Origin of the sequence: Desulfacinum infernum DSM 9756 (assembly GCF_900129305.1) — a bacterium.
Classification (GTDB): Bacteria; Desulfobacterota; Syntrophobacteria; order Syntrophobacterales; family DSM-9756; genus Desulfacinum; species Desulfacinum infernum.
Genome location: NZ_FQVB01000019.1, coordinates 1 through 21,500, shown reverse-complemented (window position 1 = coordinate 21,500; position 21,500 = coordinate 1). Strand labels below are relative to the sequence as shown.

General features: G+C 62.2%; 16 protein-coding genes. 8 read left to right on the top strand and 8 right to left on the bottom strand.

Features of this window, described 5'->3' with window-relative positions:
• Nucleotides 1-70: 70 nt before the first annotated feature.
• Together BUB04_RS10385 and BUB04_RS10380 are read right to left on the bottom strand one after the other, a co-directional pair.
• Nucleotides 71-490 (bottom strand): response regulator transcription factor, encoded by a 420-nt coding sequence (locus tag BUB04_RS10385; RefSeq protein WP_084076392.1) that lies wholly within the window; start codon nt 488-490, stop codon nt 71-73.
• A 126-nt stretch (nt 491-616) separates the two neighbouring features.
• Nucleotides 617-1,207 (bottom strand): GNAT family N-acetyltransferase, encoded by a 591-nt coding sequence (locus tag BUB04_RS10380; protein WP_073039062.1) that lies wholly within the window; start codon nt 1,205-1,207, stop codon nt 617-619.
• A 305-nt stretch (nt 1,208-1,512) separates the two neighbouring features.
• On the opposite strand from BUB04_RS10380, the gene proC reads away from it, so the two are divergent.
• Complete coding sequence (proC, locus tag BUB04_RS10375; protein ID WP_073039060.1) at nt 1,513-2,325, top strand: pyrroline-5-carboxylate reductase; 813 nt, start codon at nt 1,513-1,515, stop codon at nt 2,323-2,325.
• A 580-nt stretch (nt 2,326-2,905) separates the two neighbouring features.
• Here the strand turns inward: proC and BUB04_RS10370 are convergent.
• From BUB04_RS10370 to BUB04_RS10360, 3 genes are all read right to left on the bottom strand, one after another.
• Nucleotides 2,906-3,607: a GGDEF domain-containing protein gene (locus BUB04_RS10370; protein ID WP_073039058.1), complete on the bottom strand. Its 702-nt coding sequence runs from the start codon at nt 3,605-3,607 to the stop codon at nt 2,906-2,908.
• A 69-nt stretch (nt 3,608-3,676) separates the two neighbouring features.
• Nucleotides 3,677-5,053 (bottom strand): sigma-54-dependent transcriptional regulator, encoded by a 1,377-nt coding sequence (locus BUB04_RS10365; RefSeq protein WP_073039056.1) that lies wholly within the window; start codon nt 5,051-5,053, stop codon nt 3,677-3,679.
• Complete coding sequence (locus BUB04_RS10360) at nt 5,025-8,174, bottom strand: ATP-binding protein (RefSeq protein ID WP_073039054.1); 3,150 nt, start codon at nt 8,172-8,174, stop codon at nt 5,025-5,027. The genes BUB04_RS10365 and BUB04_RS10360 overlap by 29 nt, the downstream gene beginning before the upstream one ends.
• A 327-nt stretch (nt 8,175-8,501) precedes the next feature.
• Here BUB04_RS10360 and BUB04_RS10355 point away from each other — a divergent pair, with 327 nt between their 5' ends.
• The 5 genes from BUB04_RS10355 to BUB04_RS10335 all read left to right on the top strand — a co-directional run bounded on the left by BUB04_RS10355 (nt 8,502) and on the right by BUB04_RS10335 (nt 14,187).
• The gene (locus BUB04_RS10355; protein WP_073039052.1) at nt 8,502-8,930 is read left to right on the top strand and encodes a Crp/Fnr family transcriptional regulator; all 429 of its coding nucleotides are present in this window, start codon (nt 8,502-8,504) and stop codon (nt 8,928-8,930) included.
• 18 nt (nt 8,931-8,948) lie between these two features.
• Nucleotides 8,949-9,449, top strand: coding sequence for an OadG family protein (locus BUB04_RS10350; protein ID WP_073039051.1), 501 nt, complete (start codon nt 8,949-8,951; stop codon nt 9,447-9,449).
• A gap of 85 nt (nt 9,450-9,534) precedes the next feature.
• Nucleotides 9,535-10,659, top strand: coding sequence for a sodium ion-translocating decarboxylase subunit beta (locus tag BUB04_RS10345; protein WP_073039049.1), 1,125 nt, complete (start codon nt 9,535-9,537; stop codon nt 10,657-10,659).
• 120 nt (nt 10,660-10,779) lie between these two features.
• Nucleotides 10,780-11,772 carry a TAXI family TRAP transporter solute-binding subunit gene (locus BUB04_RS10340; protein WP_073039047.1) on the top strand — a complete coding sequence of 331 codons (993 nt, stop codon included), beginning with the start codon at nt 10,780-10,782 and terminating at the stop codon, nt 11,770-11,772.
• Nucleotides 11,773-12,222: 450 nt separating this feature from the next.
• A complete protein-coding gene (locus tag BUB04_RS10335) occupies nt 12,223-14,187 on the top strand; it encodes a TRAP transporter permease (RefSeq protein WP_073039045.1) in 1,965 nt (654 codons plus the stop codon).
• Between the two features lie 481 nt (nt 14,188-14,668).
• Here the strand turns inward: BUB04_RS10335 and BUB04_RS10330 are convergent, their stop codons facing one another.
• The gene (locus tag BUB04_RS10330) at nt 14,669-15,640 is read right to left on the bottom strand and encodes a queuosine 5'-phosphate N-glycosylase/hydrolase (RefSeq protein ID WP_073039043.1); all 972 of its coding nucleotides are present in this window, start codon (nt 15,638-15,640) and stop codon (nt 14,669-14,671) included.
• Nucleotides 15,641-15,902: 262 nt separating this feature from the next.
• A complete protein-coding gene (locus tag BUB04_RS10325; RefSeq protein WP_073039041.1) occupies nt 15,903-17,243 on the bottom strand; it encodes a CCA tRNA nucleotidyltransferase in 1,341 nt (446 codons plus the stop codon).
• 120 nt (nt 17,244-17,363) lie between these two features.
• On the opposite strand from BUB04_RS10325, the gene BUB04_RS20095 reads away from it, so the two are divergent.
• Together BUB04_RS20095 and BUB04_RS10320 are read left to right on the top strand one after the other, a co-directional pair.
• Nucleotides 17,364-17,495 (top strand): hypothetical protein, encoded by a 132-nt coding sequence (locus tag BUB04_RS20095; protein ID WP_281246589.1) that lies wholly within the window; start codon nt 17,364-17,366, stop codon nt 17,493-17,495.
• 355 nt (nt 17,496-17,850) lie between these two features.
• A complete protein-coding gene (locus BUB04_RS10320; RefSeq protein ID WP_073039178.1) occupies nt 17,851-19,365 on the top strand; it encodes a 2-isopropylmalate synthase in 1,515 nt (504 codons plus the stop codon).
• Nucleotides 19,366-19,466: 101 nt separating this feature from the next.
• Here the strand turns inward: BUB04_RS10320 and BUB04_RS10315 are convergent, their stop codons facing one another.
• Nucleotides 19,467-21,260 carry an NAD-dependent malic enzyme gene (locus BUB04_RS10315; RefSeq protein ID WP_084076390.1) on the bottom strand — a complete coding sequence of 598 codons (1,794 nt, stop codon included), beginning with the start codon at nt 21,258-21,260 and terminating at the stop codon, nt 19,467-19,469.
• Between the last annotated feature and the right edge of the window lie 240 nt (nt 21,261-21,500).

Here is a 21,500-nt window from a genome sequence, read left to right as displayed (position 1 = left end):
GGCCCCGGCACATGCCGGCCGTCGGCTCCCGGCCTCACTGCATCGGGAACTGATGGGGCAACGAGGCCGCTCATGCCCGCTTGCGGGCCATCAATTCGGCGACTCTGTCGAGAAGTTCCTTGGGTTTGAAAGGCTTGTCCAGGTAGTCGTCGGGCTCTGGAAGCGACCCCATGTCCTCGGGATCGTCGAAGGCAAACCGCGATCCCGTGTCCGAACGCACACTGGAAACCATGAGAATGGGAATGTTCTTGTAGGCCGCCAACTGAGGGTCGGAGCGAAGGGAACTCACCAGGCTGAAGCCCTCGAAGATGCTCTCCATCATGATGTCCAGGATGATGAGATCGGGCTTTTCTTCCTGAACCTTTCGAAGGCCCTCCTTGCCGTCGCTCGCGATCACCACTTCGTAGTCGTCCGCCAGCAGGATCATTTTGGTCGACTTGGCGAAATCCGCATCATCGTCCACAATGAGGATCTTTCCCTTCGTCGCCATGGGCATTCCTCCGGGGCTAGAGGCAGGTCCGGTGCGGGAGAAAGGGCGCCTGGGAATGTGAAATTGTTCTTTAATTTAGCGGGCCCTAAAGCCCGTGTCAACACGCTTTTGGCAAGCCGGAACTGATCAGAACACGTAGAAGAAATCCTCTTCAATGTCGAAACGGAGCCTCTTGAGCATCAAGGCCACGTCCTTGGTCTTGCCGTCCATGGTCATGAAGTAGTCCTCCAGAGTGGCCTTGACCTCGAAACCCAACTGGCGGAAGGCCCGGAGAGCCAGCTGGTTTTCGGTGAGCACCTTGGCCTTGAGGAAATAGAGGCCGCGGCGAGTGGCGATCTCCACCAGTTCCTTGATGAGGGAAGAGCCCAGGCCGAGCTTCCGGTGATCGGCCCCCACCACCACGTAGACTTCGGCCACGTGGCGGTAGGCGCCCACCATGCGATTGAGGGAAGCCAGGCCCACGATCCGGGTCCGTTCCGTGCTCCAGGCCGCCAAGGGCAGCACCCGTCCGTAATCCAAGGCCTTGATCCAGCGGCTGACCGTGCGGGGATCCGGCACCTGTTCCCGGAAGCCTTCCACCTCGTGATCGGGAATATCGTGAAAGAAGGCTCGTACGGCTTCCTCCTCTTCGCCCGTGAGGAGACGAAAGGAGACGACCTCACCGTTATTGAGCACGCAATCCTTGGGTTGGGGCCGGTCGGCCAGGGCTCGGTTCATGGCACCCTCTCGTCGCATCAGACCCGCAGGTCCCCGTGGAAAAGAAAGAAATGCTCCGGAACCGTGAACATGATGTATAAGAACAGGACCCTCCCCTGATGGCGGGGTCTTGAAAGCACTTTAGCGAAAACCTCGGTGCGGCACAAGGACATCTCCGCTTCGGATCGGGGCAGTGCGGCCACGGTGGTTCATTGGCTTTCGCAGGAGCGGGCTGCAAGCCCGCCCGTCCGACCCGCACCATGGGAGTGAATCGCCCAATTTGGGCCGGAATTCAGAGCGCGAATCGGCAGGAAGAGGAGGTTTGCATGCTCAGTAGGGCAACAGTGGGGTTTATCGGCGGGGGCAACATGGGCGAGGCGCTCATCCGCGGCGTCCTTCAGGCGGGTATTGTTCCCGCGGAGCGGGTGGTGGTCTTCGACGTGAGCCGGGAGCGCATGAAACACCTGCAAGCCGCCTACGGGGTGGTTGGGGCGGAGACGCTTGCGGCCTGCGCCCAGGCGGCCCGGGTGCTCGTTTTGGCCGTGAAGCCCCAGAACATGGCGGGGGTCCTGAACGATCTGGCGGACTGTGTGGCCCACCGCCCTCTTATCATCAGCATCGCCGCCGGGGTGCCCCTGAGAACCATGGAAGACGCCCTTCCCCCCGGAGTCCCGGTGGTGCGGGTGATGCCCAACACCCCCGCCCTGGTGCTCCAGGGAGCCAGCGCCCTGGCCAGGGGACGCCATGCCGACGACACCCACATGGAAGCGGCTCTCACGCTCTTTCGAGCCGTGGGTATCGCCCACGAACTGGACGAGAAGCTCCTGGACGCCGTGACGGGCCTCACGGGAAGCGGGCCCGCCTATGTGCTCCACTTCGTGGAATCCCTCATCGACGGGGGGGTCCTCATGGGCATTCCGCGCCCGGTGGCCAGGGACCTGGTGGTGCAAACCGTTTTGGGTACGGCCCGGATGGTCCAGGAAACGGGGCGCCACCCTTCGGAACTGAAGGACATGGTCACATCCCCCGGCGGGACCACCATCCACGGCCTGGAAGTGCTGGAAAAGCGGGGGGTTCGGGGGGCCGTCATGGGAGCGGTCCGCGCCGCCACGGAGCGGTCCAAGGCGCTGGGAAGCTAGGAGGCTTGCCGGGAACGATTGATTTGCGCCGTTCAACGCCCATTCGTCATCCCCGCGAAGCTCGTCCCCGGCTTGAACGGGGAGCGGGGATCCAGGGTTTCCGGCATTCTAAGGACTCCCGCTTGCGCGGGAGTCCTGAACCCCCATCACGGACGGCCCGTGACAACGAAGGATGAAACGCACCTTCGAGATGCGAAGCCCTGTAGGGGCGAAGATCATTCGCCCCTACAGGCCGAGCGCACGAACGGAACGAGGCGGCGTTTCATATACCTGAATTGGACGATTCTTTCTCATGGACAGGTCCTGAAGGGAGGGCGTAAAGCCCGCCCCTACAAAAAGGCATGGACCCTTGGGTAGGGGCGGGGTTTATCCCCGCCCGCTAATCACGCGGTGCAAGGGACACCCGAAGAAAAAATCACTCAGTTTAGGATATAGATTTACTGACAATTCTGGATTCCCGGCCTTTTCTGACGTCGGAGAGGCTTGCGGGCGGAGCCCCGGGCAAATGTGAGGGGCGAAAACCTTCGCCCCTGCATCCCGCCGGCACGGAAGGCCCAGCGTCCCGTTTCCTTCGACTCCCTCAGCACACCACAGCCCGATTCCGACCCTGTTCCTTGGCGCGATACAAGGCTTCGTCCGCCCGGTTGAAGACATCCTCCGGCATCTTGTCCGAAGGTCCCACCTGGACCACTCCCAGACTCACCGTCACCCGAAAGCAATCTTCGCCGCACTGGAACCGGGCCTTTTCCGCCGGCAGGCGCATCCTTTCGGCCACGATCAGGGCCTCTTCCTTGGGTGTACCGGACAGAAGCGCCACGAACTCTTCGCCGCCGTATCGAGCCAGCATATCGGAATCCCGCAGGGACCGACTCAATCTTTTGGCCATCTCTTTGAGGTACTGGTCTCCCATGGGGTGCCCGTAGGTGTCGTTCACCCCCTTGAAGTGATCCAGATCCAAAACAATTAGGGAAAACGGGGTGCCGTGGGATCGATACCTGGCCCATTCCTCCTTGAGCTTCTGCTCATAGGCCCGACGGTTGGGCAATTCCGTCAGGCCGTCCAGCAACGCCTGTTTTTCCAGCTGCGGGATCATGCTGGTCTGCTTTTGTAACTGCACAAAGGTGGTGCGCATGGAGAGAAAACGATCCCGAAGCTGGGTCAGCTTGCCGGCAAGCTCGTTCAGGCGCTCGGCGTCCTCCAGCCGCCGGCTTTCAATCAGGTGCTGGAATTCGGACAGTCGATCTCTCAGCCGAGCCTTCAGCTGTTCCAGCGTATGGCTCATTTCCAGTGAGGATTGGATCTGTTGGGACCATGCCGGGCCTTGGAAGGCGGCTAAAATGGGTAAGGGATCTCAGTCGCTTCGGATCGCGTACTTTTCCAGCTTGTAGCGCAGGGTTCCCCGGGGGATGCCCAGAAGCTTGGCCGCCTGGGAGATGTTGCCGCCGCTGCGGGCCAGGGCCTTTTCCAGCAGGCTTCGCGTGAAACGCTCCACCGCCGCCTCCAAATCCAAGCCCTGCTCGGCGGAATCGAACGATCCCTCCGCCTTCTCATCAGAACCGCTGGACGCGGCGATCTCCTGCGGCACCATCCCCACGTCCAGGGTTTCCCCGTCGTGCATGATGCAGATGCGCTCCAGGACGTTCTTGAGCTCCCGCACATTGCCGGGCCAAGGGTAGCCTTGGAAGAGCCTTACCACCTGCGGGGTCATGCCCGCAAAACGTCTTCCAAATTTCTGCGCATAGTGTGAAAGAAAGAATTTGGCCAGCGCTTCGATGTCCGCCGGCCGGTTGCGCAGGGGAGGCAGCCGAATGGGAAAGATGTTCAGCCGATAGTAGAGATCCTCCCGGAAACGCTTTTCCCGCACGGCGCGCTCCAGATCCTTGTTGGTGGCGGCGATGATGCGCACGTCCACGGTTCGAGCCCGAGTGCCGCCGATGCGCCGAACCTTCTTGTCTTCCAGCACCCGGAGCAGCTTGGCCTGAAGGCCCAGATCCATTTCGCCGATTTCGTCCAGGAAGATGGAACCGCCTTCCGCGGCCTCCAGGAGCCCCACCCTGGCCCCCGACGCTCCCGTGAAAGCCCCCTTCTCGTAGCCGAAAAGCTCGCTTTCCAAAAGGGACTCCGGCAGCGCGGCGCAGTTGACTTCCAGGAAAGGGCGTCTCGCCCGCGTGCTCCACCGGTGGACCCTTCGGGCCACCAGTTCTTTGCCCGTGCCGCTCTCCCCCGTAATGAGAACGGTCGTATCGGAATGCTTGGCCACCTCCCGCACCTGATCCAGAACCTTTCGGAACTCGGGGCTTTCCGCCACGATGGGATCGCCCTCCGCTCCGTGGCGCCCCACCAAATAGTCCACTTCTCTTTTGAGACGCTGGGTCTCCAGGGCCAGCTTCACGATGAGTTTGATGGCATCGGCCTTGAAAGGCTTCTTCAGGTAGTCGTAGGCCCCCGCCTTGATGGCCTGCACGGCCGACTCCACCGAGGCGTAGCCCGTGATGACAATGACCAGCAGGGAAGGATCCCGCTCCTTGGCCGCCTTCAGGACGTCCAGCCCCGATAGATCCGGGAGATTGAGGTCCAACAGCACCAGATCCGCGGGCTCCTCCGAAAGAAGTTCCAGGGCCTCCGATCCCGTGGAAGTCACCGTAACGGCGTAGCCTTCCTCGGAAAGGATCCTTTCCAGGTTTTCACAGATGAAAGGCTCATCGTCCACCACCAGAATCCGTTCCATCCACCTCTCCTTCGGCCGTCTCACTCGAACCGCCTGTCGGCAGGGGAAAGTCCATGATAAAGGTCGTTCCCGATCCCGGCTCGCTCTCCACGTGGATCCTGCCCCCGTGCTCCTCCACGATGCTGTGGACGATGGACAGTCCCAGTCCCACCCCGCCCGCCTTTCGGCTGAAGAACGGATCGAAGATGTACGGCAGATCTTCCTTGGCGATACCGGCTCCCGTGTCCCGCACCAGTACCCGCATGCACGGACCTTCCGCCAAGGATTCTCCCCCGCTCACGGGCAGGACCTGAATGCTCAGCCGCCCTCCTTCCCCCATGGCGTCGATGGCATTGAGAAGGATGTTCAAGAGGGCCTGGCGAAACCGGTCCGGATCCACGGTCACCGGCACACTTTGGGGAAAAGTCTTCACTTCCACCCGAACCCCTTGTCCCCGGCACCTCTTGTTGACGAGAAAAAGGGTCTTTTGCACCTCCTGGTCTAACGCGACGGCCTTTTTGCGCCCCGGGGAAGCGGGGGAGGCAAAGTCCAGAAGGCTGTGGATCAGGTTTTCCAGGCGTTCCATCTCCTGCATGGCCCGGGCGATCACCGTCCGCTCCCGGGGTCGGTCCGTCAGGTGATCGTGCAGATCGTCCAGCATCAGGCACACACCCGTGAGGGGGTTTCGGATCTCATGGGCGATGCCCGCCGACAGGGTGCCCAGGCTGATCAGGCGATCGGACCGCCGCAGGTATTCCTCCATCCTCTTGCGACGCGACACGTCCCGGACGGCAATCAGCAGGCGCACATCCTGGTTGTCGGGTTCGATCTTCGCCAGGTGGGCTTCCACAAATCGCTCTTCGCCCCCCTCCCCCGCCACCACCAGCTCCGCGGTCCTCTCCTGATCCTCGCCGGCCAGGAACCCGCCGACCACTTCCCTCCATGGATCCTGAAGGGCAAACACCTCCCGCCAAGGCCGGTAGAGCGACTCCGCGCGGGAAAGCCCCAAGAGCCTCTCGGCCTGGGGATTGATGGACGAGATGCATCCTGCCGCGTCCAGGGTGAGGATCCCCATGGTGAAGTGGCGGAAGATGAACTGGACGAAATTTCTCTCCTTGGCGATCTGTTCATAGAGAAGCGAGCGCTCCACGGCGCGGGCCGCATCGTTTGCCAGGATCTGCAGGGAATCCACCTGGATCTTCTCCAAAGGCCGCCCGGAGCGGGCATTGTCCGCCCCCAACACCCCGATGACCTGGTCCCGCACCTTGATGGGCACGAAGGCGAAGACCCGCACGCCGGAAACCCGCGAGATCTTGAGGTCCAGCGCCGTGGCATCGTGATCCTTGGTGATGTCCCGAACGAAGACGGTTTGTCCGTGGCGGAAGACCCGCGTGGGGACGCAATCGTGGCTTCGGACATCATAGCCGGCGGCCCGGGCCCGGGCCTCCTCTTCGGGGTTGAAGCCGAAGGTGCCGCGGCACACGAGCCTCTGGGACTCGGGTTCGAAAAGGTAGAGGATGGATCGGTCAAAGCCGAGCCCCTCCACGCAGGTCTTGAGCACGGCCCCCAGGAGCATCTCGCGGTCGAAGACCACCCCCAGGTAGTGGCTCAGGTAGTGCAAGTTCTTCAGCACGTGGAGTTGGCGCTGGAGCTCTTCAGAATGCGCCTCCAAGGCCGCCTTGGACGTTTCCAGTTCCGCCAGGGACCGCTCCAGCCGGCTGCGATGGGCCTGGACTTCCTGGGTCATGCGCTGAAACTCCAGGGCCAGGATCTCCACCTCGTCTCCCGTCCGGATACGAAGATCCCAGCTTTGCTCCCCCGAAGCCACTTTCTGGGCTTGGGCCGTCAGGGCCCGGAGCGGACCCGTGATGGCCCGCGCCAGCAGATAGGCCGCCAGGACGGCCCCCACCATGGCAAGCCCCACCACCAGCAGGAAATTCGTCCGGGTCCGACGCACCAGCTCCCGGATCTGCCGTTCGATCCAGGTGGCCGGCTCGGCGAACTTGGCTGTCTGCACGCCGATGGTAATGCCCCCAAAGATGCCGTACTTCTTGTAGGGGCCCGTGTCATAAAAGATGGGGGCGTAGGCCATTACCCGTGGGTTGCCTCCCACGTTGAAGGTTTGGGTCACGCCCGAAAGCCCCCGGCGCACCTGCCGGGCGATAAAGGGATAGTTGGGATGGATGAAGGCCACGGCATCCAGGTTGAACGGCAGCCGCCCCTCACGGATGCCCTCCGCATTGTAGAGGGGCGAACGGGGATCGAAGAAGGTGCCGTCCCGTCGAACGCCCCGGATGTCCCAGAACTTGGGGTGGCTGATGATCCAGCCTTCATCGTCGAACATGAAGGCATAGTTGCCGCTGCTGTAGCTGGGAAAGACCACGAACCGCTCTTCAGTCGGCAGCACATGCTGGGTCATCTCCATGAGATGCCGATGGTCCAGGGAAAGCATGACCATCCCCTGGAAGCTGCCATCGTCCCCGTGGCAGGCCACGGCGAATCGTACCACTCCTTCGTACCTCACCCCCTCTACGGCCTCTTCCACGCTGGACGCCCGACCCAGTTGCTCCTCCCGGCTGACGTACCAGCCGGTCACGTGGGAGACATAGATTCCTCCCGCCGGAAGCCGCCGCGTCTCGTGGAAGTAAGTCTCGCTCCTGTACGTGGTGTTGCGGGGATCGCTCACGTTGCGAAGTTCCTCAGCCTCCACGATCCGATCCCCTACGATCCTTATGCGCTCCCCGCCTTCTGGCCCGATAAAGGCCACCTCCTTGTAGAGCGGGATAAGGCGCCTCACTTCCGTGTAGGCCTCGTTGGTCCCTTCCCGCGTCCAGATCTCGCCGCGGTGGTTCAGAGAAAATTGCTGGTAGACGTGGGCGTCGCGGGGAAGCATCTGGAGCGTACGAAGATCGGCCTCACAGTCCTTTAAAAAGACGGATACCCGATGAGCCAGTTCCACCGCTCGAAGTTCAATGGCTTCCCTGGATTTGCGTTCCAGTTCCTCGGAGGTGCTTTCGATGGCCCGGGTGCCCACCTGCCGGATGTGTTCAATGGTGAAAAAGCCGAGGACGCACAGGGGCGCCAAGGACAGGAGGAGAAAAGCCAGAAGGAATTTTCGAAAAATACCCAGGGGAGGGGGCATGGGACAACCACTCGCTGTGGGAGACGACGGCACCGGCCGATTTCGGCCACCTGGACGGCGGATTTTCGCCACCTCTGTCTAGCACAGGGGCTCGCCCGGGAAAAGCATCTTTGCACAAGACCTTGTTCGGGCTTGTACGTACATAGGCCTTGAATCGCCACGCAAAGCCGGGTAATTGGAAGGCCCACGACAAAGGACCGGGCCCGCCGGCACCCCCGAGGGCACAAGGAAGGCGCTCCCGGCACCAATCTTGCCTCCCAAGGCCCGCAAGGTCCCAAGCCGAACCAGCCCTTTGGGCAACGAAGCAAGGAGGAGACCAAGACCGACATGATCCACTCAGAGGAACTGCGACAAAGCCCGTTTTTGGCCGATTTTACGGAATCGGACATCGCCCACCTGGCCCAGATCGCCCTTCCGACCCGCTGGAGGCCCGGCGAGGCCATTTTCAGCGCCCGATCACCGGCCAAGTATCTCTACATCCTGAAATCCGGGTCCATCCTGCTCTGCTTCCCCAACGGCCGTTCCTTCGTGGTGCGCGAGCCGGGCCAGCTCCTGGGCTGGTCCAGCCTGGTGAGCCCGTTCCACTACACGGCCACGGGCCTGTGCCTGACGGAATCCACCCTCTTTCAGTTCCCCAACTCGGAACTCTACAAGCTCTTCCAAATGGATGCGGGCCTGGGCCAGAGGGTCATGCAGAAGATCGCAGCCATCATGCAGGAACGCAAACCCTACCGGACCCGGGAGATCCGGGCCTGAAAGAAGGAGGGGCAACTCATGTACGGACTGTCTGCCATCAGCGCCGCCAACGGGTGGCTCATCACCGCGGCCGGCATCACCATCGTGTTCACCGGCCTGGTGGTGCTGGCTCTGGTGCTGGCCAACCTGGAAAAGACGCTCACCGCCTGGGACAGACGCCACGAAATGCTGGAAAAGCGCCGCCGAATCCCCAAGGCCGCTCCCTCGCCGGAAGAAATGGCGGCGGAAAAACCCAAGGCGGTTCCGACGCCGACCACACCCGTGGTGGACCTTTCCACGGAACAGATGGAGGTATACGCCTACTTCCAATGGCTTGCCAATCGGCAGGGGGAAACGTTTTCACTACCGCGCCTCCTGGAACAGGCCGAAAAGCGCGGCATCCGCAACCCGTACACCCACTTGGACCTCTTTCTGCGCCTCGGGTTGATCCAGGAGCTTGGAGGCACTCAGCGCGGCTTCTACCGATGGAATCCCGACGTGGTGGTGAGGTCGGCCGAGGAGGCCGAGGTAGGGAGCTAGGCAGGCCGTCTTTTACAGCGGAACGGATGGAACCGCTCAATACGCCAAACGTTTCAGGATTCTTCCAGAAAACAGGGAAGTGGTTATGGAGCTGATACTCGATTTCTTGAGCAACACGGGTTTTGCACTGGCGGATTACCGCCACCTGATCATGATCGCGGTGGGATGTACGTTTATCTACCTGGGGATCGCCAAGCATTACGAACCGCTTCTGTTGGTGCCCATCGGCTTCGGCATCCTCATGGGAAACATCCCGGTTTTCAGAGGCTTGGGGCTCGGTATTTACGAAGAAGGAAGCGTGTTGCACTATCTTTACTTCGGTGTGCGCCAGGGGATCTATCCGCCCCTCATCTTCTTGGGCATCGGGGCCATGACCGACTTTTCCACCATGCTGGCCCGCCCCAAGCTCATGCTCCTGGGGGCGGCGGCCCAAGTGGGCATTTTCATCACCTTCCTGGCGGCCCTGGCTCTGGGATTTCCGGCCAATGAAGCCGGTTCCATCGGCATCATCGGCGGAGCCGACGGCCCCACGGCCATCTTCCTTTCCGCCAAGCTGGCCCCCGAGCTGGTGGGTCCCATCGCCATCGCCGCCTATTCCTACATGGCGCTGGTGCCGGTCATCCAGCCGCCCATCATGTATTTGCTGACCACCAAAGAAGAGCGCCTCATTCGCATGAGCGATCCGAGGCCGGTGAGCAAGCGGGAAAAGATCATCTTCCCCATCGTGGGTTTTCTCCTGTGCTGTCTTCTGGCACCGGCGGCCCTGCCGCTTTTGGGCATGCTCTTTTTCGGCAATCTGCTCAAGGAATGCATGGTGGCGGATCGACTGGCGCAAACCGCCCGAACGGCCCTCATCGACATCGTCACTATCCTGTTGGGAGTCACCGTGGGGGCATCCACCCAGGCCGATGTCTTTCTTACGGCCAAGTCCGTGGGCATCTTCTGCCTGGGTGCCGCCTCCTTCATGGTGGCCACGGCCGGCGGCATCCTCTTTGCCAAGCTCATGAATCTTTTCAGCAAGGACAAGATCAACCCGCTCTTGGGCGCCGCCGGAGTTTCGGCGGTCCCCGATTCGGCACGGGTTGTGCAACTCATCGGCAACCGGGAAGATCCCGGAAACTACCTGCTCATGCACGCCATGGCGCCCAACATCTCGGGCGTGATCGGCTCGGCCATCGCCGCGGGTGTTCTTTGGTCTTTTCTTTTGTAAGATACAGTGTATGCAATAAGGAGACTACGACGAAAGGGGGTGAGAACCGGATCAAGACCGATCCAACCCAAGGACGAGACAGCAAGCCCACCATGAACCCGAGAGCAAGGAGTGTGCACCATGACGAAGAGGTTGCTTATTCTGGCCCTGGCCGTTGCCTGTATCTTCGCCTTGACTCCCATGGATCAAGCCCACGCCAAGAAGACCTTTCTCGCCATCGGAGGCGGCCCCGTGGGCGGCACCTTCAACTACTTCGCCAACGCCATTGCCATCTATCTGACCAAGAACGTTCCCGACGTGGAAGTGTCCAGCGAAGGATCGGGAGGATCGGCGGAGAACGTCAAACGGGTGCATCGCCACGACGTGGATTTCGGCATCTCCTACGCGGGCGACATCTTTCTGGGTCGCAACGGCAAGCTGCCCAAGGACGACACCAAGTACGACAATGTGCGACCCTTGGCCTACCTTTACGGAGCCCCGGCCCAGTTGGTGGTCCTGAAGAGCAGCGGCATCACCAGCGCCAAGCAGCTTGAAGGCAAGAAGGTGGCCGTGGGCAACGCCGGTTCCGGTGCCGCACTTTCGGCCGAGCGCTTCTTCCGCAGCCTGGGGCTCTGGGACAAGATTCAACCCCAGTTCTTGGGCTACTCCGCCGCCGCCGCGGCTTTCAAGGATCGCAAGATCGATGCCTTCTGGGTCCTGGTGGGTTACCCCAACGCCTCCATCATCGAAGCCAGCACCCAGGATGAAATCAGCCTCGTAAGCGTCCACAAGGACGCCGAGGAAGCCGGTTTTTACGACGAATACCCCTTCTACAGCAAGGTGATCATCCCCAAGGGCACGTACCGGGGTCAGGACGAGGACGTGGTGAGCTTCCAGGACAGCACCTTCTGGATCGCCAACAAGGACGTGGATGAGGAGATCGTCTACAACGCCCTCAGGGCCATCTTCTCGCCGGAGGGGCTGGATCACATGAGGAAGGCCCACAAGGCGGCCAGCGACATGTCCGTCCAGAACGCCCTCACCGGCCTGTCGGCTCCGCTCCACAAGGGCGCCTACCGCTTCTGGAAGGAGCAGGGCCTGGAGATTCCCGACAAGTTCAAGCCGGTGGACTAGAGGTTTGCCCGAAAACACCGGGGATGACCGCCTTTGTCGTAGTGCAGCCCTTCGGGGCTGCGGGAAAGACCCCTGGCTTCGGCCATCGGGTACGCCCGCCACTTCAAGGTTGCCAGGGCCCTTCCCGCGGGGCTGAAGCCCCGCGGCTACGAAAAGAACGGAAATTCCCCGGTATCTTGAGCCGGAAAGTCATTCCCGGACAAGCTTTTGCCCGGAAACGCATCAAGCCTCCACTCCAGTCCGCCATGCATGTGGGGGCGGTTCGCGAACCGCCCCTGCATGAAGCGACCACCACCGGTGGGCATTCCCGTTCCCCGTTCCAGCCACAAACCACACGGGGATAAGGAATGGGTAGGGAGGCTCTTTCAACCCACTTCAACACACCCCTCTTTCTGACTCTTTTCCCTGCGGGTGCGGAAACCCCACCCACGGATGCAAGGTTGGACAAGTATGGACGAGATGGAAAAGAAAGCCACGGAAGCTCAAGAAGACGTCAAGCTCAAGAAACTCCTGGAAAAAGAGGAAAAAGCCGGAAGAAAGCTGACCGGCCCCTGGATGTGGATCGCCTCGGCCATCAGCGTCTTCATGGTCCTCTTCTACTTCTACACGGCGGGCATCCGGCCCGTGTCCGTTCAGTACAACCGGGGCCTCTACGTGCTCGTCACCTACGTCTTCATCTTTCTCACCTATCCGTTTTCCAAGCGCTCCCCCCATCACCGCCCCTCCGTCTTCGACGTGGTCCTGGCCCTGCTTTCCGTCTTCGCCGTGGGCTACTGGATCCATGAATTCGAAGCCCTCAACTACCGCATGGGGAGCGAGACGCAGCTCGACTTCTACGTGAGCGTGCTGGGACTGCTTCTTTCCCTGGAAATCTGCCGGCGGGTGCTGGGCTGGTCCATGACCATCGTGGGACTTCTGGCCGCGGTCTACTGCTATTTCGGCCCCTATATGCCTGGCCCCTTCGCCCATCGAGGCTTCCGGCTGGAACGGATCGTGAACCACCTCTACCTGACCCAGGACGGCGTCTTCGGGGTCATGGCCAGCGTGCTGGTCACCTATGTCATCCTTTTCATCTTCTTCGGAGCCTTTCTGAAAAAATCGGGCGCCGGCCAGTTCTTCCTGGACTTTCCCATGGCGCTGGCCGGGCGCACCGTGGGCGGCCCCGCCAAGGTGGCCTGCATGGCCTCAACCTTCTTCGGGTCCATCTCGGGAAGCGCCATCGCCAATACGGTCTCCACCGGCGCCTTCACCATCCCGCTCATGAAGAAGGCGGGCTTCCGTCCCCACGTGGCAGGAGCCATCGAACCGTCGGCCTCCATCGTGGGCATGTTCATGCCCCCCATCATGGGTGCGGGCGGATTTCTCATGGCCGAACTTACCCGCACCCCCTACGTGGAGATCATGAAGATGGCCGTGGGCCCGGCCCTGCTCTATTTCCTTTCGGTCTTCACCATGGTCCACTTCGAAGCCAAGAAACACAATATCGTGGGGATCCAGGAAGACCTTCCCAAACCCATGGAGATCCTCAAGAAGGAATGGTACATGTCCATTCCGCTCCTGGTGATCATTGTCTTGATGCTTCTGGGCTACAGCCCCGGGATGGCCGCCTTTTGGGCCACGCTGAGCTGCATCGGGGTGAGTTGGGTGCGGCCGGAGAACAGGATGAAGTTTCGGGAAATCTACGAGGCCATCCTGGACGGGGCCCGGAGCACCCTGGTGATCGGCGCCACGGTGGGGGTCATCGGCATGATCGTCGGCTCCATCGCGCTCACGGGCATCGGGCTGAAGTTCTCCGACATCATCATTTCCCTTTCCGGAGGTCATCTTCCCATCGCCATCCTCCTGATCGGCCTGGCGTCCTTGGTGCTCGGCATGGGGGTTCCCGTGACGGCCGCCTATCTCATCACAGCCGTGCTGGCCGTGCCCGCCTTGGACAAGATGGGGGTCCACCCCATCGCCGCCCACATGATCGTCTACTGGTTCAGCCAGGATTCCAACATCACGCCGCCCGTGTGCGTGGCCGCCTACGCGGGGGCCGCCATCGCCGGGAGCGACCCTTGGAAAACGGGGTGGACCTCCTTCAAGTTCGCCAAGTTCCTCTACGTGGGTCCGTTCCTTTTCGCCTACGTGCCGGGGATCCTTCTCATGGGAACGTGGCAGGAAATCGTCATGGCCTATGTTTCCGCCACCCTGGGAACGTTGGCCTTTTCGGCCGTGACCATGGGCTACCTGATCCGAAAAACCACCGTGCTGGAATGGATCATCTTCGCCTTCGGCACCTACATGTGCTACCACCCGCACATCACCTCGGACCTCATCGGCATCGCGATGATCGCCGTCGTCTACTTCTGGCAGCGTTACAAGAACAAGAAGGAAGGCGACGACGGCGGACTGAAAACGCCACAGCCCGCCTGACGGTTCCCGTCAGGTTTCTCCCTCCCTCCTGTGGATGCCGGATCCGCCCCCACGGCGGATCCGGTTTTTTTATGTTTTTCACCTGAATTGGACGATTCTTTCTCATGGACAGGTCCTGAAGGGCGGGCATAAAGCCAGCCCCTACAAAAACGCACGGACCCATTGGGTAGGGACGGGGTTTATCCCCGCCCGCGAATCACGCGGTGTAAGAGACACCCGAAGAAAAAATCGTCCAGTTGAATGTGACAAATCTCTATTTTCAGTATGTTGCAAGAACATTGTGAGCTCGCATCAACACCGTGCAGGGTTAACTTCACCTGTGGGAGCGGCGAAAGCCGCGACGCGGGTGGCCGACCATTCCATGGCGGTGGGGCCGCCCGCGGTTGATCGCGCCTGCGGCGCTCCCACAAGGCGGACAGCACCCCGATGCAGGCTCTTTCATCCAATGCGAGGTGGCGAGCACGCCATGATCGTTAGGTTTTCAGTAATAGATGGTGCGACAGCGGTGGTAGGGGCGCTTTCGGAAGGGCTCCAGCTGGCCCAGGGACCAGAGCCAGTGGTCCACCCGGGAGCTGGTCACTTGGGCGAACCCGGCGCGGTGGAAGGCCTCTTTGAGGCGCTCCACGGCCCAAACGGTCAAAGCGCGGATCTCCACTTCCTCCCTGGACCCCGGCTCCAGGAGTTCCCGACGGTCCACCTTGCCGGCCAGCTCCGGAGCGTATTCCAGGATGCCCAACTCGCGCAGGACCTGCGGCAGTTTGTAGTCGGCAAAGGCGGTGAGACGCGCCAGGTCTCGAAAAGCCCCCAACCCCTCTCCCCGGAATGCGGCGGCCAGATCCGCCGCAAAGATCTGGGCCCTCTTCCAGAAATAGACGGTCCGGCCGTCCAGCTCCGCCTCATCGCGAAAGCTGGGAAACTCCCGGGCGCACAGGGAAGCCAGGCGACACGCCGAGCCTTCCGCCGCCTCGATGATTCGAACCACGTCGCCGCCCCAGCGTTCCAGGAGCACCCGGCCCGCTTCCCGAAGGTTGTGGACCCTTTCCGCAAAGAGCGGGATGGATCCCCTGCCGGAAAAGACCCGCTTCAGGTCCTCTTCCGGCAGGGTCGCCAGGTAGGCGGCGTCGGTGAGCGGGACGCCTCGAAGATGAGCCTTTTTGAGGGCCGCCGCCAGGCCCGCGTATCCCGAATAGAAGGTCCCCTCCAGCTCCACGCCCCAGACCGGCTCACCGGGATCGGGCCAGAAGCAGTGATTCAGCACGTCCAGAACGAAGATCCAGCGGGCCGTCTCCTCCGTTCCGTCGGCAAAGTGAAACGGCTCGTCCCAAGTGCCGGCGCACTGGAGCTCGCCGCCCCAGCGGGCCACCGCCGACTCCACCGCCTCCGGGCAAAACCGCACCCACCGGGCACGTCGGACCACCACCTCCACGGACGGCAAAACGGGAAAGGGTTCCATGGGTTGCCTTTCTGTGTGGGTTTGTGGTTTTCAGTTTTCAGTTTTCAGCTTTCAGTTTTCAGCTGTCAGCTGTCAGCTATTGGTTCTCTGCTGGTCTCGAAACAATCCCCCGCCGCCACTCCTCACTCCTCACTCCTCACTCCTCACTCCTCACTCCTCACTCCTCACCCCTCACTCCTCACCCCTCACTCCTCACTCCTCACTCCTCACCCCTCACTCCTCACCCCTCACCCCTCACCCCTCACCCCTCACCCCTCACTCATCACTCATCACTCACATCCCGTCCCTTCTCCCGTATCCACGCCAGCAGCACGTCCCGCCGGTTCATAGCGGGATCCTCCAGGACGATCCGGTGGACCCTTTTGAGCACCCGTCCCACCTGAGGACCGGGGCCGATGCCCAGCGCGGCCATGACATCCCGGCCGTCCACGGCGAGGGCCGAAAGATCCAGGGCGGGCTTTTCCGCCAGAATCCTTGCGATCCGCTGTCGCAGCCGTTCCACGGACTCCTCCCCGGCCGCCGCCTCCGTTCCGTGGGCCATCCGATCCGCAGCCATCAGATCCAGGAGGTCCTCCAGGAGCGGCTCTCCCACCCGGTGGATGAGGCGCCTCACGGCCCCGTCCTTCCAGCAGTCAGTGCCGTGCACCATGTGGTTGGCCACCAGGATGCACACCTCCTCGGCCAGCTTCTTGGGAACGAGCCAACGCTCCAGGATGCTTTGCGCCATCCCGGCGTTTTCCTTGTCGTGGCCGAAGAAACGAAAGACGCCCCGGATCTTTTTCCGGACTCTCGGTTTGGCGATGTCGTGCAACAGAGCGGCCAGGCGCACCCGGATCCGCGCCGGGCTGTGGTGCACCGCGTAAAGGGTGTGGTGGTAGATGTCGTGGGCGTGGTAATGGTTTTGCTTCTTCCGGTATCCTTCCAGGAGTTCCGGAATCACCACTTCCAGCACGCCGGTTCGTCGGGCCAGTTCCAGGCCTTCCACTACCCAGGGCCCCGTGAGCAGCTTGAAGAGCTCCTCCCGGACGCGCTCCGTGGCGGTCTCTTGGAGCCAAGGCGCCGCCTGCCGAAGGCACCGGAGCGTCTTGGGGGTGGCGTGGAGCCCCAGTGTGGCGGCGAAACGGCTTGCCCGAAGCACCCGCAGGGGATCTTCCCGGAAGCGGGCCAGGGGATCGTCCACGCCCCGCAGGCGCCGCCGTTCCAGATCCCTTCGTCCGCCGAAGGGATCCAGCAGGGTGCCGTCGGGAAAGGACACCGCCAGGGCGTTCACGGTGAAGTCCCGGCGCCTGAGATCGTCCAGCACGGCCTGAGAGCCGTTGCCCTCCCAGCTGGTCACTTCCATGGCCCCGTGGGCCGTGAGCACGTGGACCGTGCCGTGGCGCAGCCCCACGGGGATCACACGAAAGGAAGGGGAAAGAAGCCGGATGAGAGCTTCCACCGGAGCGTCGGTGGAAAAATCCCAATCGGTTGGAAGCCGCTCCAGGAGGGCGTCGCGCACCACGCCCCCCACCACCCAGAACCTGTAGCCCGCCTGGGTCAGCAGGGATCCCATGCGCCGGGCCTCCTCCGGCATCTTTTCCAGCACCCTCGCGGCAGGATTCATCGTCTCTCCACTTTTTGCTTGATCTGTCCTTCGGCTCTCCTATATTAGTGAGGCGGTCGGCAGTGCACAAGGAAACGCGACATCAGGTTTCAACGGCGGTTCACGGCGCAGGAGGGCCTCATGGACGCAATCCGTGTGATGGAAGAGGCGAACCGAATCATCGAGGATTTTCCCCTCCATAAGTACGTGCTCTACGCCTTTCTCTTTTTTGTGGAGATCGCCGTCTCTTTCTGGATCGCCCTGAGCATTTGATCGGACCGGGGCACCACGAAGCGCCAACCGGCCCGGGAAGGACGAAGGAAGACGAACATGTCCCGCAACCTGCTTAGCCTGCTATTGCTCCTGTTGCTTAGCCTCGGGACCCAGGTGGGGGAACCCTTCGTCTTCCGTGTGTGCGCCACGTAACGGCAACAAGCAACAAGGACGCGAAGGCCATGGGTTCCACCCCATGGCCTTTTTTATTGGAATCGGCCCGAGACCAAACGGAAAGGAGGTGATGGGCATGGGACTGGATGGCCCAGTGGATTTGTGTGATGCCTGTGGTCCGTTGAGCACCACGAAGAACGGAAACCGAAACAAGAACACCACCCGAAGAAAGGAATCGACCATGAGCCGAAAGATCCATATTTTCGACACCACCCTGAGGGATGGCGAGCAGGTCCCTGGAGCCAAGCTCAATCGGAGGCAGAAGCTGGAAATTGCGGAACAATTGGCGCGACTGGGAGTGGACGTGATCGAAGCCGGGTTCCCGTGCTCGTCGCCGGAAGACCTGAAGGCGGTGCAGACGGTGGCGGAACAGGTGAAGGGACCGGTCATTGCCGGTCTCGCCCGGGCCGTCCAGCAGGACATCGACATCGCCTGGGAGGCCGTGAAGAAGGCGGAACGGCCCCGAATCCACGTCTTTTTGGGATCCTCCGACATCCATCTCCAGAAGAAACTTCGCCGGGACCGGGAAAGCGCCCTCCAGCAGGCGGTGGAAGCGGTGAAGTATGCCAAGAAGTACTGTGAGGACGTGGAGTATTCCACTGAGGACGCATCCCGGAGCGACTTCGAATATCTTTGCCGCGTGATCGAGGCGTGCATCCGCGCCGGGGCCACCGTCATCAACGTGCCGGACACGGTGGGCTACGCCCTCCCGGAACAGTACGGGGAGCTCATCCGGAACCTGCGGGAGAAGGTGCCGGCCCTGGACAAGGTCATCCTGAGCGTCCATTGCCACAACGACCTGGGCCTGGCGGTGGCCAACAGCCTGGCGGCGGTGCGAAACGGCGCGGAACAGGTGGAATGCACCATCAACGGCGTGGGAGAGCGCGCCGGAAACGCGTCCCTGGAAGAGATCGTCATGGCCATCCGCACCCGGGAATCCTTCTTCGACGCCCACACCACCATCAACACCCGGGAGATCTACCGCACCAGCCGCATGGTGAGCCGGCTCATGAACATTCCCGTTCAGCCCAACAAGGCCATCGTGGGATCCAACGCCTTCGCCCATTCGTCGGGAATTCACCAGGACGGCATCCTGAAGGACCGGTCCACCTACGAAATCATCCGGCCCGAGGACGTGGGCATCAAGGCCCACAGCCTGGTGCTCACCGCCCGGTCCGGCCGAGCCGCCTTGAGACATCGCCTGAAGGAGCTGGGCTATGAGCTCACAGACGAGCAGTTCCAGAGGGTCCACAAGCGCTTCCTCAACGTGGCCGACCGCAAAAAGGAGATCTCCAGCCAGGATCTGGCCACCATCGTGGAGATCGAACTGACCAAGGTCCCAGAGACCTACACCTTCGACAGCCTCCAGATCATGAGCGGCAACACCATGCAGCCCCTGGCGTCCGTGACCCTCATCAAGGACGGGGAGAAGATCACCGACGCCGCCACGGGAAACGGCCCGGTGAACGCCGTCTTCAACTGCATTGAGCGGATCGTGGGGCAAACCGGAAAGCTTCGGGACTACGACCTCAAGGCGGTCACCATGGGAAAGGACGCTCTGGGCGAGGCCATGGTGAGGGTGGAAATCGGGGGAAGCATCTATTCGGGCATCGGCACCAGCCCGGACGTGATCGAGGCCAGCGCCCGCGCCTACGTCAACGCCTTCAACCGCTTCTTCGCCAACGGCAACGCCTAGGAGCAACGCTGGGAGCCTGCCCCGGAACGGGTTTCCTTCATCGGCCCTCAAGGGACCCGGCATCTTACGTAGCCGCGGGGCTTCAGCCCCGCGGCACCGGCCTACACGTAGTTTTCGTAGTCCGGGTAGTAGACCAGGGACCGGATGTGGGCCTCCAGATCCTCGGGCCGGGGAACAGTGGCCAGCCCGTCCCGGTAGGCCACGTGGGCCACGGCCAGGGCGATGCGAAGGGAGACATCGCGGATGCGGGAAAGCCGAGGGAAAATCATCCCAGCCTCCAGATCCTCCGGGAGCACCATCTGGGCCAGGGTCTTGGCCGCCACGAAGAACATCTCGTCCGTCACCTGCCGGGCTCCGGAGGTGATCACCCCCAGGCCCACGCCGGGGAAGATGTAAACGTTGTTACCCTGGCCGGTTCGGACGGTTCTGCCGCGATATTCGAAAGGCTCGAAGGGGCTGCCGCTGGCGAAGATCACCCGGCCGTCCGTGTGCTCATAGGCCTCCCGGGCCGTGCATTCCGCCTTGGCCGTGGGATTGGACAGGGCGAAGACGACGGGCCGGTCGTTGACGCGGGCCATGGCCTTTAGAACCCGGGCGTCGAAGACCCCGGGCTGTCCCGAAACGCCGATGAGCGCCGTGGGCCGGAGCGATGCCACCGCCTCCGCCGGGTCCGCCACCAACGGGTGGGCGTGGGCGAAGGCCCTCTTGTGGGGGCTCAGGTCGTCCCGGTCCCGGACGATGAGGCCCTTGGAATCCATGAACCAGCAGCGGCTCCGGGCCTCCTCGGGAAGCGCCCCCTCGGCGATCATGGCGGAAACGATGAGCTCGCCCGCGCCCAGCCCGGCCTCCCCTGCGCCCACAAAGAGGATCGTCTGGTCCTTGAGGCTTCCGCCGGTCAGGCGAAGCGCCGCGTAGAGTCCCGCCAGGGTGACCGCGGCGGTCCCCTGCATGTCGTCGTTGAAGCAGCAGACCCGATGGCGGTAGCGCTGGAGCAGCCGGAAGGCGTTCCGATTGGCGAAGTCCTCGAACTGGATGAGGGCCCCGGGAAAGACGTGCTGGACCGCCATGACGAATTCGTCCACCAGGGCGTCGTATTCTTCGCCCCTCAGCCGGGGCCGGCGAACGCCGATGTAGAGAGGGTCGGACAGCAGCGCTTCGTTGTCGGTCCCCACGTCCAGGGTCACGGGAAGGGTCCGGGAATGGTGGATCCCGGCGCAGGCCGTGTAGAGGGCGAGCTTTCCCACCGGAATGCCCATGCCGTCCGCCCCCAGGTCCCCCAACCCCAGGATCCTTTCGCCGTCGGTCACCACGATGATGCGGATGTCCTTGTGGGGCCAGTTTCTCAGAAGGCTCACGATGCGGCCCCGGTCGTCCGGTGTGATGAAGATCCCGCGCGGCCGGCGAAAGATGTGACCGTATTCCTGGCAGGCCTCGCCCACGGTGGGCGTGTAGACGATGGGCATGAGCTCCTCGATGTTTTCCAGCAGCACCCGGTAGAAGAGCGTCTTGTTCCGGTCCTGGAGGCTGATGAGGAAGATGTACTTTTCCAGGTCGTTGGGCTTGCGGCGGATGTTTTCCAGAACGCGAGCCATCTGCTCCTGAATGGTGTGGACCCTAGGCGGGACCAATCCCCGGATGCCCAGCGCGTCCTTTTCCTCCTCCGTAAAGGCCGTGCCCTTGTTGTAGTCCGGGTTCCGAAGCAGAGCGATGCCCTTGGGGATCTGGTCCAGCCGCCGCTGGCGCTCCATCCGGCGGGCCGTTTCCACATGCTCCGTGGATTCCAACAGGCTCCGGAGCGTCACGTCCCCCAAGAACCGGGACAGCGACTCGGCGTCCACCAGCCGCCGGGGAACCCGGATCACCATGTCCTCTCTTTCGTAGTCGACTCGATACATCGGCCTCTCCCTACAGGTCTTGGGGCCCTCCGGCCCCACCCTCGTCGTCCATCCACCCACCGGGGCCGATTCAACCACCATCGCCCGTCCAATGCAATGCCGACCTGTTCCGCCGACGGATTCTCAAAAAACGCCCACAAGCCTAATTTCCGAAAGAACCGTGCGACACGCCGGACCGGAGTGTTCGGGTCCCTCGTGGCTCTGCGGTTTCAATCCACGCCCCCGCGTGGGGGGCGACTA

What these genes read in the sequence shown, in the direction of transcription:
- BUB04_RS10385 (WP_084076392.1), bottom strand. Translation starts at nt 490, where the DNA reads ATGGCGACGAAGGGAAAGATCCTCATTGTGGACGATGATGCGGATTTC.
- BUB04_RS10380 (WP_073039062.1), bottom strand. Translation starts at nt 1,207, where the DNA reads ATGAACCGAGCCCTGGCCGACCGGCCCCAACCCAAGGATTGCGTGCTC.
- proC (WP_073039060.1), top strand. Translation starts at nt 1,513, where the DNA reads ATGCTCAGTAGGGCAACAGTGGGGTTTATCGGCGGGGGCAACATGGGC.
- BUB04_RS10370 (WP_073039058.1), bottom strand. Translation starts at nt 3,607, where the DNA reads ATGAGCCATACGCTGGAACAGCTGAAGGCTCGGCTGAGAGATCGACTG.
- BUB04_RS10365 (WP_073039056.1), bottom strand. Translation starts at nt 5,053, where the DNA reads ATGGAACGGATTCTGGTGGTGGACGATGAGCCTTTCATCTGTGAAAAC.
- BUB04_RS10360 (WP_073039054.1), bottom strand. Translation starts at nt 8,174, where the DNA reads ATGCCCCCTCCCCTGGGTATTTTTCGAAAATTCCTTCTGGCTTTTCTC.
- BUB04_RS10355 (WP_073039052.1), top strand. Translation starts at nt 8,502, where the DNA reads ATGATCCACTCAGAGGAACTGCGACAAAGCCCGTTTTTGGCCGATTTT.
- BUB04_RS10350 (WP_073039051.1), top strand. Translation starts at nt 8,949, where the DNA reads ATGTACGGACTGTCTGCCATCAGCGCCGCCAACGGGTGGCTCATCACC.
- BUB04_RS10345 (WP_073039049.1), top strand. Translation starts at nt 9,535, where the DNA reads ATGGAGCTGATACTCGATTTCTTGAGCAACACGGGTTTTGCACTGGCG.
- BUB04_RS10340 (WP_073039047.1), top strand. Translation starts at nt 10,780, where the DNA reads ATGACGAAGAGGTTGCTTATTCTGGCCCTGGCCGTTGCCTGTATCTTC.
- BUB04_RS10335 (WP_073039045.1), top strand. Translation starts at nt 12,223, where the DNA reads ATGGACGAGATGGAAAAGAAAGCCACGGAAGCTCAAGAAGACGTCAAG.
- BUB04_RS10330 (WP_073039043.1), bottom strand. Translation starts at nt 15,640, where the DNA reads ATGGAACCCTTTCCCGTTTTGCCGTCCGTGGAGGTGGTGGTCCGACGT.
- BUB04_RS10325 (WP_073039041.1), bottom strand. Translation starts at nt 17,243, where the DNA reads ATGAATCCTGCCGCGAGGGTGCTGGAAAAGATGCCGGAGGAGGCCCGG.
- BUB04_RS20095 (WP_281246589.1), top strand. Translation starts at nt 17,364, where the DNA reads ATGGACGCAATCCGTGTGATGGAAGAGGCGAACCGAATCATCGAGGAT.
- BUB04_RS10320 (WP_073039178.1), top strand. Translation starts at nt 17,851, where the DNA reads ATGAGCCGAAAGATCCATATTTTCGACACCACCCTGAGGGATGGCGAG.
- BUB04_RS10315 (WP_084076390.1), bottom strand. Translation starts at nt 21,260, where the DNA reads ATGTATCGAGTCGACTACGAAAGAGAGGACATGGTGATCCGGGTTCCC.